The sequence below is a fragment of the Undibacterium sp. GW821-FHT11H02 genome (assembly GCF_058808015.1).
In genome coordinates this window covers 1-12,981 of record NZ_JBXARG010000010.1, presented here as the reverse complement: position 1 = coordinate 12,981, position 12,981 = coordinate 1, and the positions used below count along the sequence as shown (strand labels likewise).

Sequence of the window (12,981 nt, the reverse complement as noted above, 5' to 3'; positions counted from 1 at the left end):
GAGGGCGGTTCAGATTGGCGAAACGCTGATCGAATGTCCTTGAGCAAATTGAGTTAAGCAAATGAAATATCAATTGACTTACTCGACGCCCCTCATCCCCAACTCTTCTCCCGCCTGCTGGAGAAGGGAGTACGTTTGTAAATATTTGAAAGATTGGAAATAAACATGAGCATCGCTGTCAATCAATTACAAAAACGCTTCGGCAATTTCACCGCCTTAGATAATGTGTCTTTAGATTTTCCGAATGGCGAATTAACGGCATTGTTAGGACCATCTGGCTGCGGCAAGACGACGCTGCTGCGCATCATCGCTGGCTTGGAATATGCCGATAGAGGTCAGGTTTTGCTGGATGGTGAAGATGCCTCGAATCAGCATGTGCGTGAGCGTCAAGTTGGCTTTGTGTTTCAGCACTATGCCTTGTTTAAACACATGACGATTTTTGAAAACATTGCGTTTGGCTTGCGTGTGAAACCGCGTCATTTGCGTCCAAGCGAAGCGCAGATCAAAGAGAAAGTCACCAAGTTGTTAGAGTTGGTACAGCTCGATTGGCTGGCTGACCGCTACCCGCCTCAGCTCTCAGGTGGACAACGACAACGGATCGCTTTGGCGCGTGCCTTGGCGGTTGAGCCACGAGTCTTGTTGTTGGATGAACCTTTCGGTGCGCTCGATGCCAAGGTACGTAAAGAACTGCGCCGCTGGTTACGCCGTTTGCATGATGAATTGCATGTGACGAGTATTTTCGTCACGCATGATCAGGAAGAGGCACTTGAAGTTGCCGATCAAATTGTGGTGATGAATCACGGCAAAGTTGAACAAGTCGGTGCGCCGAATGAGGTCTATCAACATCCGGCTACACCTTTCGTATACGGCTTCTTAGGCAATGTGAATTTGTTTCATGGACGTGTGCATGAAGGCATCTTGGATGCCGATGGTGTCGCCTTTGATGCGCCAGGCCATGCGGAAACTAAAGATGCTGTTGGTACCGGTTATGTACGCCCACATGAATTAGAAATTGATCGCTACTCGGTTGGTGCCACTGGTTTGGTCGTGAAATTGCGTCGCATACATGGCATAGGTCCACTCGCGCAATTGGAGTTGGTACGTGAAGATAATGGTCAAATTGTGGAAGCTATGATCAGTACCGAACGTGCTCTACATTTGAATTTGCAAGTCGGTGAAGCCTTGCTGGTGAAACCAAAACGCTTGCATGTGTTTGTTGAAAATCTGAATGCCTAGGAACGATTATGAACTTCCAACAATTACGCTCGATACGTGAAGCCTGCCGTTGCGGTTACAACTTAACCGAAGTGGCGAATACCTTATACACTTCGCAGCCCGGTGTGAGCCGTCAGATTCGTGAAGTGGAAGAAGAGCTTGGTGTTGATATCTTCGAGCGCAATGGCAAACGTCTGACTGGCTTGACCGAGCCGGGTAAAGGTATTTTGCCCATCATAGAACGCTTGCTGTTAGAAGCCGAGAATTTGCGCCAAGCGGGCAATGACTATTCCGATCAGGCACGTGGCACGCTAGCGATTGCGACTACCCATACGCAAGCGCGTTACGTCTTGCCGAAAGTAGTACAGCAATTTCGTTTAGCGTTTCCCGAAGTGCGCATCGCTTTACAACAGAGCGCGCCCGAGCATATTGCGGAATGGGTGCTTTCCGGTAAAGCAGATATCGGGATCGCGACCGAAGGCCTGTCGGCATTTAAAGATCTCGTTTCCTTTCCTTGTTATGAATGGAATCACGTGGTGGTGGTGCCCGATGCTCACCCATTATTGGCACATGCCGAGTTGAGTTTACAAGACTTGGCGAAGTATCCCTTGATCACTTACGACGTCGGTTTTACTGGGCGTGGACATATTGACGATGCTTTTAAACGCGCTGGTTTGCGCACCGATATCGTGCTTACGGCGATGGATTCAGACGTGATTCAGCAATATGTATCACTGGGATTGGGCGTAGGTTTAGTCGCTTCGATGGCGATTGAATCGGGTAATGACAATCAACGCGCGCAAGGTTTGCGCACGATTTCCGCTTCGCATTTATTTCAATCGAATGTGACGCGATTAGCCGTGCGTCGTGGTGCTTATTTGCGTACCTATACTTACGACTTCATTCAAAAGTTCGCACCTAGCTTAAGTCGTGAAGACATTCGTGCTGCGCTAGTCGAGCAAGAAGTGTGAATCTCGCTACATAAGAAAACACCACTCACTTCGAGGAAGATGAGTGGTGTGATGTGATTCATTGCGAGTGCAATGCGCTTGTCAGGATTAATAGTAGCGATGGCGAATTGACGCTTCGATTCCTTCAGCATTCAATCCACATTGCGCTAATAGCAATGCCGGATCACCATGATCGACAAACTTGTCTGGCAAACCTAAGATCAACACTGGCTTGGCAAGTCCAACCTCTGCTAGCACTTCGGCAACTGCGGAACCCGCACCGCCCATGGTGCAGCCTTCTTCAACGGTCACAAAAGCCTCATGGCTAGCCGCTATTTCCTTGATCATATCGGTATCAAGTGGTTTTATAAAACGCATATTGACCACTGTCGCATCAAGCGCTTCCGCCGCCAGCAGAGCTGGATGAACCATAGAGCCGAAAGCGAGAATCGCGACTTTTTTACCTTGACGTTTCAACTCGGCTTTGCCAATTGGTAGCGTCGTTAATTCTTTTTGTATGCTTGCACCAATACCCGCCCCACGTGGATAGCGTATCGCCGCCGGACCTGGATATTGATAGCCCGTGGTGAGCATTTGTCGACATTCATTCTCATCACTCGCCGCCATCACCACCATGTTTGGAATGCAGCGCAAATACGCAAGATCATAATTGCCGGCATGAGTTGCACCATCGGCGCCTACCAAACCAGCGCGGTCTAAGGCGAAAGTGACATCCAGATTTTGCAAAGCGACATCGTGAATTAATTGATCATAAGCACGTTGCAAAAAGGTCGAATAAATTGCGACGACCGGCTTTAAGCCTTCGGTCGCCATTCCGCCCGCAAAGGTGACAGAATGCTGTTCTGCAATGCCGACGTCGTAGTAGCGTTTCGGAAAACGCTGCTCAAATTCGACCATGCCTGAACCTTCGCGCATGGCCGGTGTGATGCCTATTAGTTTGTCATCGGCGGCAGCCATATCGCACAGCCAATCGCCAAAAACTTGGGTATAGGTTTTCTTGGCGGGTGCTGCCGCAGGCTTGATGCCTTCTGCAGGATTGAATTTGCCCGGGCCGTGATACAAAATCGGGTCGGCCTCAGCCAGTTTATAACCCTGACCTTTTTTAGTGACCACGTGTAAGAACTGCGGCCCTTTTAGGTTTTTAATATTTTGCAAGGTAGGAATTAAGGATTCCAGATCATGGCCATCGATGGGGCCTATGTAGTTGAAACCAAACTCTTCAAACATGGTCGCAGGAACGATCATGCCTTTTGCATGTTCTTCAAAACGGCGTGCCAGCTCCAGCATAGGCGATGGCAAAACGGATTTGCCGACATTGCGGGCTGCTGCATAAAATTTGCCGGACATCAGGCGTGCCAGATAGCGATTCAAAGCGCCAACAGGTGGCGAAATCGACATATCGTTGTCGTTGAGTACCACCAGCATATTGATATCATCATAGACGCCCGCATTGTTCATTGCTTCAAACGCCATGCCGGCAGTCATAGAGCCATCGCCAATGATCGCTACCGCGTGACGGGATTCGCCTTTGGTGCGTGCCGCTAAGGCCATACCAAGTGCCGCAGAAATTGAAGTCGAAGAATGAGCGGTGCCGAAAGTATCGTATTCACTTTCTACTCTGCGTGGGAAACCTGAGATGCCATCAAGTTGACGCAGGCTATGCATCTGATCACGGCGTCCCGTTAAAATTTTGTGCGGATAAGTTTGGTGACCGACATCCCATACCAGCCTGTCTTCCGGTGTATTGAATACATAGTGCAAGGCGATCGTGAGTTCAACGGTGCCGAGATTGGAAGATAAGTGACCGCCAGTCTTAGAGACGGAATCGATAACATATTGGCGCAATTCATCGGCCAGCGAGCTTAATTGATTGCGGTTGAGCTGACGTAAATCGGCTGGTGAATTGATCGTAGTGAGTAGGGACATTATTATGCTTTCCGCTGGACGATGAGATCTGCTAAATCATGCAGATGTTGAGCGGATTCTCCAAATTGTGACAGAGCCTGATGGGCATCGTTACAGAGTTGAGTGGCTAACTGGCGTGAGGCATCTAAGCCTAAAAGTGAAACATAGGTTGGTTTATTATCAGCGGCATCTTTGCCCGCTGTTTTACCTAAAGTCGCAGAATCCGCCGTGGCATCAAGTACGTCATCAACCACTTGAAATGCCAAACCTATCGCGCTTGAATAGGTATCTAATGCCTGAATTTCTTCAGCAGTTAATTGCTTGCCGCTCATGGCACCTAATAATACTGACGCACGCAACAACGCACCCGTTTTTAAGCGGTGCATTTGTTCTAGTTCAGGTAAAGTCAAAGCCAGGCCGACGCTGGCCAGATCTATCGCCTGTCCACCGCACATACCGACGGAACCAGAAGCTTTTGCCAACAATTGCAGCATAGGCAGTTTATGATCAGCGCAAGCTGGCGCTTCGCTCAAGACCAAAAACGCCTGCGCCTGTAAAGCGTCACCCACCAGCAAGGCGGTGGCTTCATCGTATTGCTTGTGAACGGTGGGTTTGCCACGGCGCAGCGCATCGTCGTCCATGCATGGCATATCATCATGCACTAAGGAATAAGCATGTATCATTTCGACGGCACAGGCGGCACGTGATAATAATTCTTGTGGTGCATCAAAGAGTTTACCTGCCGCGAATACTAATAATGGACGTACCCGTTTTCCCCCATCTAACACCGCATAAGCCATCGCTTCATGGAGTTTTTCAGGGGCAGTCTGGGTGTTTGGTAAATAGTGATGTAGTGCGACTTCAAGATTTGCTTGTATGTCTTTCATCCAGCTTTGAAAACTAGTGCTCATGCATGATCCTCATCTGTCGCTTCCGCATCAAATGGCTTTAACATACCGGCATCGAGAATTTTGACTTGCTGTTCCACTTTTTCTAATTGAGCTGCACAATACTTAATTAATTCTGAACCACGTTGGTAGGCGCTGACTGAGGCCTCTAAAGGCAGCTGGCCAGTTTCCATTTGTGTCACCAGTTCCGCCAGTTCAGCCATGGCGTTTTCAAACGACGCTGGTGTTACATTAGATGGTAATTTCTTTGACATAGATTAGTTTGCAAGGTAGATTGCAGGAGTGGCAAGCGAAACCCCGTATTTTAGATCAAAGGGCAGTGCTCTGTGCAGTTTCTCATCGTGAACTTCGGATAAGAAAATTAACTAAAAATTATCGTAATTGTGAGTTAATCATTTTAGAGTAAAAAATATGCTTAAAAAATGAGCGGAATTGCGTTTCGAACATTTCCATGTGGAAATAAAGTGGATATAGTCCAAACTGTATTCACGTTGCAATTACTGGCTAGTTGAGCATTTTTGAGTATTTAGGGCGCAGTTAATTATTGATATGTCAGTGAACCAAGCAGATCAGCAGCACACTCGAGCCAAGGCAGAACATCGATTGCCTTTGGATAAGCTCGACACTTGGCAAGCCTTGGTGCAGCAGGCGTGTCAATTGTGCACGCCTCACATAGACGCGTTTTCGACGCGTTTGTCACACGACTTATTTACCCAATCCGAAAACGCTTCCGATCCCAAATTGGCCAATCTGTGTTTTCACGGTGCGCAGTTACTCAAAAATAGCGCTTATACTTTTTATTACCTGAGCTCTTCGGGTTTGGAAAAGGCGTTTAAAGCAGAAGTCGATGCTTTACGCTCTGTTAGCAAACCTCAGGTAGTGATACAAGATGAAGGCATGAGCTTAGTTTCTTATGAAGAAATGGAGCTCAAATTAAGTTTAAGTCGTGCTAGTCGCTCATTAGAATTGACCTACGCTGAACCCTTGGCTGCTTTGAACATGCGCATCGGTAGTTTGCTTGGACAGGAAAACATCAGCGCTTCACAAAACCCATTCAGACCTGAAGTTTTTTTGCGTGCTTTCAATGCGGCATGGATAGAGTTTAATAGCGAGGTTGATGCTCATGCCTTGATGTTGCCCATGTTGAGCGAGTTCATCTTCGATCTGGCACCTGTGTATCAAGCCTTAAATGACTTGATGATAGCCCGGGGTATTTTGCCTGATTTGCAAGAGAGTTATCGCCTCAAGCGCAAACAAGCCAGTGCCGAGGCTGAGCGACTGGGTGAGGCGGTGAAAAATGAAGTCACCAAAAAACTAGAGCAATATTTCTCAGGTAATGACGCGCAAGGCAAAACCGAGTCCGGCGGTTACGCCACTTCTGCAGGTGGATTTGCTGGAGCTGTAGGTTCAAGTAGTTCAGGTTCTATGGGTGGTGGCATGCACGGCATGTCCGGCGGATCTGGTGGCTCATTTGCTGGTGGCGAAGCGCGCGGTTTTAATCCCGCTTCTTCAGAATTATTTCAATACTTAGCTGATGTTCAAAAGAACATGGCGATCCATCAATTAGTATCCGGTGCGCAAAATGCCATGCGTCTGTCGCATATGCGCCAGGATATGCCGAATGTATTTCATTCTGGGGTGGAGAAGCACACCTTTGATTTGCTGTCACATGTATTCGATGGTGTCTTAGGCAATCAGGAAATCGCTGATCCTATAAAAAATCTGATTGGCGCCCTGCAAGTGCCAGTCTTAAAAGCGGCATTAATCGATAAGAATTTTTTCTTTCAGGATGCTCATCCGGCGCGCCGTCTGATCGACCTGTTGTCGAAATACAGCGCGTCACTAGACCCACTCAAGGGCGAGGAAGATCCTTTATTTCAAGCAATGCAACGCAATGTATTGCGGGTACAAAAAGAATTTGATCAAGAGTTAGGTTTGTTCGATGAAGTTGTGAATGATCTGGAAGCATTTATCCAGAAAGACGAAGCAGCTACGATCGAAGCTCTGCAAGCACCGATTAATCGGGCGCTGCAAAAAGAAAAATTTAAGCAAGCCGGTATCGCTGCGAGTAATGATGTTTCTATGCGCATAGGCAGTGGCGAAGTCATGGCTTTTGTCGAAACCTTCCTTGAGAATCGTTGGGTTAAAGTCCTGACCCTGGCGTATAGCGTCAAAGATGAAAAACCGCATGCGGTTGAAGACGCTATTAAGACGATGGATGATTTGATTTGGAGCATTAAACCTAAGATTACTTTGGCGCAGCGTCAGGAAATGATTAATCGTTTACCTGGCATCTTGGCGCGCTTGAATAAATGGTTGAGTTTGATCAAGTGGGAAGACGCAGATAGGGTGCAGTTTTTTGCCGATCTGGCTGAGTGTCATGCCTCGATAGTGCGTGCGCCTTTGGAATTGTCGCCAGAACGCCAGATGGAGCTCGCCGTTGAAGCGGCAAAGATCGCGACCGAGCGTCGCTTGCAAAAGCGTGCTGAAGCGGAAGCGAAAGCCCTGGCTGAAGCAAAAGCGAAAGCCGAGGAAGAGGAAGCTGAAAAAGCGCGTTTGATCGCCGCTGCCGTGGAGAAAGCAAAAGCAGAAGCGCAACAGGCGCAAGCCCAGCAAGCTGCGGCGATTGCGGATGCCGAAGAAAATACTTCAACCGAGGCCAAAGCTAACGAACAATCGGCGAAACAGGCATTGCCCAAGCTGAACCGTCCTCTGATTAACGAAGCCTCGATTGCCGAAATTATTGCCCACGATATCGAAGTGGCTGAAGCGACAGTGGCGGGTCTTGAGCGTGGTGTCTGGATACAATTCAAGAAACGTGATAATTCCTTACAAAAAGTGCGCCTGGCTTGGATTAGCCCTATGCGTAGCTTATTCATTTTCACCTCCAGTCAAAAAGAGAAATCATTCTCTGTTTCCGTCGAAGAGCTGGAGAAAAATTTTAGAGAAAGCCGTGCGCAGGTGATATCTATGGATAAACTCGTAGATAAGGCCTTGCTCAATGCGCTTAATCAGAAAGACCAGCCCAATCAGGCAGATCAGGCTCCTCAGCCGGTATTGGCGATCCAAGCTTAAACCCCATTTCGGTACGTTCAGTCGTGCCATGATGCCAATCATGTCTGTAGTCAAACCTATCGTTAGAAGCCTTAGGGGACTGGCTTCTATCTTGGAAAACTGCCGCTTGCAGAGCTGAAACCTCAAGTAAAACAAGACCTTATCTGATGTTTCGGGTATAATCCCGCGTTCTGTCCAAAATTTCCTCTTCAAGTGCAGTTTGTTTGAGTTTTCGGTTCCTTCAGTGTAAGAAGGGGGCATCGAAAATAGGTAGTTATGGATTCTTTCTCTCTAAGGGCGTGCTGACATGTTATTTAGGCAAGCGTTCGTGTCAAAACGCAGGATGGCAAGGCGCATCTCGCCGCTGCGGCTGGCCGCCTCAGCAAGAGATGCAACGCTGTCCATCGTGCGTTTTGACACGAACCCTTCGGGAATGGCTGAAATGGGCGCATGGCGTCGTTACAAGCTGCTTACAGTGCCAGCACTGTCGCACAGCTTGCGCCTAGCCCTACACCCATTTCCGCACATTCGCTTACCTAATTCACATGTCAACACGCCCCAAGTTGGTGCAAATTAATTTGGGGGGTGGGGATGTCCGATCTGGCTTCTTTGTCTACATTAGCGCGTTCTGACGCGCAACTTCCGGTGCATGTGTATTTTGATCAAGGCTTGTTAGAGCGCGAGATCAAGCAATTATTTCAATCTGGCCCACGCTACGTTGGTCACGAATTGATGATTCCTAACGTCGGCGATTATGCGACGCTCGCTTCTGAGAACGAAGGGCGTATGCTGGTGCGCGGCAAAGATGGGATCGAATTACTCTCGAATGTGTGTCGCCATCGCCAAGCTTTGATGTTTGGTGGCCCCGGCACGACTGGTCGCGGCAATGCGAATCACATCGTGTGCCCTTTACATCGCTGGACTTATGATTTGAAAGGCGAGCTGATAGGAGCGCCACATTTCAAAGATACACCTTGCCTGAACCTGTCACGAACACCAATTCAAAACTGGAACGGTTTGCTGTTTGAACAAAACGGCTACAACGTGATGGAGAAAATGGCGACTTTGTCGGTGACCAAGGATTTAGATTTCACTGGTTATATGCTTGATCATGTTGAAGTACATGAATGTGATTACAACTGGAAAACCTTCATCGAAGTCTATCTGGAAGACTATCACGTCGAGCCTTTCCATCCTGGCCTCGGCAGTTTTGTTACCTGTGACGATTTGAAATGGGAATTTGGCGAAGACTACAGCGTACAAACCGTTGGCGTGCATAAGGGTTTGTTGAAATCTGGCTCGCCAAAATACCAGGCATGGCAAGAGCAAGTCTTGAAATTCCGTGGTGGTGAAGCACCGAAATATGGTGCGATCTGGCTGACCTTGTATCCGAATATTATGGTTGAGTGGTATCCGCATGTGCTGGTGGTATCGACGCTGTGGCCAACCGCAACCGGTAAAACAAAAAATGTGGTGGAGTTCTACTATCCCGAAGAAATCGTTTTATTTGAACGTGAATTCATAGAAGCAGAACGTGCCGCGTATATGGAAACCTGTATCGAAGACGATGAAATCGGTGCACGCATGGATGCTGGTCGTAAGATTTTATTGGATCGCGGCGAGAATGAAGTGGGCCCCTATCAATCGCCGATGGAAGATGGCATGCAGCACTTCCACGAATGGTATCGAAGTAAGATGACGTTCTAAAAAAATCTAAGATGGGGAGGCGATGCTTCCCCATACTTTTTTCTGTTCTGTATTTTGTAGCGAAATTTAAGAAATATTATGCAAGCACTCTGGATGTTGGTTGCCACGTTTTTGTTTTCCTTGATGGGTGTTTGCGTCAAGCTCGCCTCTGAAACTTATAACACTGCGGAGATCGTGACTTATCGCGGGGCAATCGGTGTCATCGGAATCTATTTTTTGATGCGCTGGCAAAACGGCACGCTGCGCAGCAAAATGATCAAAGGTCATATCTGGCGCGGCATCTTTGGCGTGACTTCGCTCTGGCTATGGTTTTATTCGATTTCGAAATTGCCTTTATCTTTATCGGTCACGCTCAGTTACATGTCCTCAATCTGGGTCGCCGTGATTTTGTTCGCCATGTCATGGTGGAAAAATCGTGGCAAAGATGTCGTGCATTTACCGCCGCATTTGCTGTGGTCGATATTACTGGGCTTTATCGGTGTCGTGATGTTGTTGCGTCCGACAATTCAGGTCGAACAATTGCCTGATAGTTTAATTGCTTTGTGTTCTGGTTTTATCGCAGCCATGGCGTATATACAAGTTCGGCAAATGGGTGTGGCAGGTGAGCCTGAGTATCGGGTGGTTTTTTATTTTTCTCTGGTCTGCACATTGATGGGCGTGCTGGGACAATTTTGGCATTTTAATACGCTCTCCGAATCGCAATTGGCAGCCCATGTCAATCATCATTTACTCGACCCCAAAGGCATTGCACTTTTGCTCGGCGTTGGCATTTTTGCGATGATCGCGCAATTAGCGATGACGCGTTCGTACCGGCTTGGTAATCCCTTAGTAGCGGCGAATCTACAATATGTCGGCATTGTATTTACTAGTGCGCTTGATGTCATGATTTGGAAACTCAATTTGAGTTGGATCAGCTGGTTAGGAATTGCAGTAATTTTGGCTAGCGGTATGATAGCGTCTTCGTTTAATAGTAATGCTGGTACCAAGTCAGCTGAAATTGATCACGCCAGTTAAGCCCTTTGAGGAAAATCCATGTATACGACTTTGATTAGTGCACAACAACTCGCAACAGAACTAAGTAATCAAACGACCGTGGTGGTTGATTGTCGCCATGATTTGATGGACGCCAGTGCAGGTAAGAATTCTTACGATGCGGGCCATATTCCGAGGGCGGTATTCGCCAATTTAGATAGCGATTTGTCTGGTAGTAAATACGACGCAAACGGTCATTTCGCAGGACGCCATCCCTTGCCGAAAACCGATGATTTACTCGCTGCTTTGCGCCGCTTAGGAATCAATCATGATACCCAAGTGATCGCCTACGATGGACACGGCGGGATGTTTGCAGCTCGTTTATGGTGGTTATTGCGTTCGATCGGGCATGCACCAGTGGCAGTCTTAGATGGCGGTATTGCGGCCTGGATCAGTGCTGGACAAGCTTTGCAAACTGAGGCTGTTAGCCACGAGTCTGGGAATATACAATTGAAAGAAAGTTTGACCAGACAAGTCAATGTACAAACTGTGTTGCACAATCTTCAGGCTAAGGCTGATACCCGACTCCAAGTGATCGATGCCCGAGCTGCCGATAGATTCCGCGGTGAGAACGAAACGATAGATCCGGTCGGTGGGCATATTCCGGGCGCGATGAATCGCTTCTTCAAAGATAATTTACAAGCGGATGGTCGATTTAAATCGGCTGAACAACTGCGCCAAGAATGGCAGAGCTTGTTGGCCGATCCGAAAAAAGCCATCATGCAATGCGGTTCAGGTGTGACCGCTTGCCATAATTTACTGGCGCTAGAAATAGCAGGTTTGCACGGCGCTGCTTTGTATCCGGGCTCGTGGAGTGAATGGTGTTCAGATGCTACTCGCCCGGTGGCGACAGGCTCTTAAGTCCCTTAGTGTTGATGCTGCGTCACAAACAAGACTAGCGCCACACCACAAGCGATTAAAAATATTTGCGGCACGGTTTCTTTCAGCGAGGCGCGGCGCTGCATTTGTGGCATCAAATCACTGACCGCGATATAGATAAAACCAGATGAAGCCAGCACTAAAACATAGGGTATCAGAGAGCTGGCTTTATCCAAGGTGAAATAACCCAGAACCCCGCCAAGTACAGCCATTAAGCTGCACAGCAGATTGTAGAAGTACGCACGTTTGCGGGAAAAGCCGGCGTTTAGCAATACGATAAAATCACCGATTTCCTGAGGAATTTCATGCGCGATAATGGCCAGCGCCGTCACCATGCCCAGACCCGGATCGGCTAAAAATGCCGCCGCGATCAAAATGCCATCGGTGAAGTTATGCATACCATCACCGATCAATATCATCCAGCCAGCTTTACCCGCTTCATGTGCATCATGTCCGTGTTCATGGTGATGACCGTCGCCTTCATGATGATGCGAGTGGCGCAAAATCGCGAATTTTTCTAATAAGAAGAATGCGAGCAATCCACCTAGCAGGCAAGCAAACAAAGAGCGCGGATCAGCACCTGATTCGAAGGCTGTGGGAAGTGCGTGCAGGAACGACGTCGAGAGCATAATGCCGACCGACAAACTCACCATGCGTTCGACCAGTTTCGACAGCAGTGAAAAAGAAAACACAGCAGCAAAGCTGATACTCAGCACACCGGCGATCGTGGTGGTAATGAGGATGGATGACAACAGGGAAGGAATTTTGAACCTCGAATGGATTTATTTTGCAACTCGGTTGCAATTAGACCATAAACTCACTATTAAAGCAATTCATCCAGCCCGCGCAAACGCTGCGTCAAAGCTATTTTTCTATCTTAATCGGCACTCGCATAAGTAACAAAAGTGACTGCGACTGCTAATGTCGTTCAGTTAAAAGACGAATATGAGAACAGCTCAGCGAGAAAATACGAGATTTTATCCGAATTGACTTTGTGGTTTTGGACGAAAATGAAAACCCTTCAACGCCGAGACGCTGAGGGGCAAAGATACGCAGAGAAATCCAGTAAGAAAGTCGCTTTTCTCTGCGCTCCTCGGCGACTCTGCGTCTCGGCGTTGAGGGCTTTTGAAGCATAATTAAGTAACTTGTTCGCTTCACTGAACGGCATTGACCGGAACAGCAGTAATGTAGGCAATAAACGCAATCAAGAAAAATGCGGGACCATGGCAGTCCTAGGGCGTGTTGACATAATATTTTGGCATGCGAATGAGTCGAAATGAGCGCAGGGCTAGGCTAACGCTATGGGAAAG

The 12,981-nt window shown here is 47.9% G+C and carries 11 protein-coding genes; 7 read left to right on the top strand and 4 right to left on the bottom strand.

Features of this window, described 5'->3' with window-relative positions; genetic code table 11:
• The first annotated feature begins 165 nt into the window (after positions 1-165).
• Both AC1RR2_RS11470 and AC1RR2_RS11465 read left to right on the top strand, forming a co-directional pair.
• On the top strand, positions 166-1,236 hold the full coding sequence (locus tag AC1RR2_RS11470) for a sulfate/molybdate ABC transporter ATP-binding protein (RefSeq protein WP_493222389.1): 1,071 nt from the start codon (positions 166-168) through the stop codon (positions 1,234-1,236).
• Between the two features lie 8 nt (positions 1,237-1,244).
• Positions 1,245-2,186, top strand: coding sequence for a CysB family HTH-type transcriptional regulator (locus AC1RR2_RS11465; RefSeq protein ID WP_493222388.1), 942 nt, complete (start codon positions 1,245-1,247; stop codon positions 2,184-2,186).
• Between the two features lie 87 nt (positions 2,187-2,273).
• Here the strand turns inward: AC1RR2_RS11465 and dxs are convergent, their stop codons facing one another.
• The 3 genes from dxs to AC1RR2_RS11450 are packed head-to-tail and all read right to left on the bottom strand — an operon-like array spanning position 2,274 to position 5,253.
• On the bottom strand, positions 2,274-4,112 hold the full coding sequence (gene dxs, locus AC1RR2_RS11460) for a 1-deoxy-D-xylulose-5-phosphate synthase (RefSeq protein WP_493222387.1): 1,839 nt from the start codon (positions 4,110-4,112) through the stop codon (positions 2,274-2,276).
• 2 nt (positions 4,113-4,114) lie between these two features.
• Positions 4,115-5,002 carry a polyprenyl synthetase family protein gene (locus AC1RR2_RS11455; RefSeq protein ID WP_493222386.1) on the bottom strand — a complete coding sequence of 296 codons (888 nt, stop codon included), beginning with the start codon at positions 5,000-5,002 and terminating at the stop codon, positions 4,115-4,117.
• Positions 4,999-5,253, bottom strand: a complete 255-nt coding sequence (locus AC1RR2_RS11450) for an exodeoxyribonuclease VII small subunit (protein WP_493222385.1) — start codon at positions 5,251-5,253, stop codon at positions 4,999-5,001. Before AC1RR2_RS11450 ends, AC1RR2_RS11455 begins: the two co-directional genes overlap by 4 nt.
• Positions 5,254-5,548: 295 nt before the next feature.
• Between AC1RR2_RS11450 and AC1RR2_RS11445 the strand changes: the two genes are divergently transcribed.
• From AC1RR2_RS11445 to AC1RR2_RS11425, 5 genes are all read left to right on the top strand, one after another.
• Complete coding sequence (locus AC1RR2_RS11445; RefSeq protein ID WP_493222384.1) at positions 5,549-8,074, top strand: DUF1631 family protein; 2,526 nt, start codon at positions 5,549-5,551, stop codon at positions 8,072-8,074.
• Positions 8,075-8,381: 307 nt separating this feature from the next.
• Positions 8,382-8,630 carry a hypothetical protein gene (locus AC1RR2_RS11440; protein ID WP_493222383.1) on the top strand — a complete coding sequence of 83 codons (249 nt, stop codon included), beginning with the start codon at positions 8,382-8,384 and terminating at the stop codon, positions 8,628-8,630.
• A 14-nt stretch (positions 8,631-8,644) separates the two neighbouring features.
• Complete coding sequence (locus tag AC1RR2_RS11435; protein WP_493222382.1) at positions 8,645-9,760, top strand: aromatic ring-hydroxylating oxygenase subunit alpha; 1,116 nt, start codon at positions 8,645-8,647, stop codon at positions 9,758-9,760.
• 78 nt (positions 9,761-9,838) lie between these two features.
• Positions 9,839-10,774 carry a DMT family transporter gene (locus tag AC1RR2_RS11430; RefSeq protein WP_493222381.1) on the top strand — a complete coding sequence of 312 codons (936 nt, stop codon included), beginning with the start codon at positions 9,839-9,841 and terminating at the stop codon, positions 10,772-10,774.
• Positions 10,775-10,792: 18 nt separating this feature from the next.
• Complete coding sequence (locus AC1RR2_RS11425; RefSeq protein ID WP_493222380.1) at positions 10,793-11,653, top strand: sulfurtransferase; 861 nt, start codon at positions 10,793-10,795, stop codon at positions 11,651-11,653.
• A gap of 5 nt (positions 11,654-11,658) precedes the next feature.
• Here AC1RR2_RS11425 and AC1RR2_RS11420 read toward each other — a convergent pair whose 3' ends face one another.
• Positions 11,659-12,363 (bottom strand): ZIP family metal transporter, encoded by a 705-nt coding sequence (locus AC1RR2_RS11420; RefSeq protein WP_493222536.1) that lies wholly within the window; start codon positions 12,361-12,363, stop codon positions 11,659-11,661.
• Positions 12,364-12,981: the final 618 nt, after the last annotated feature.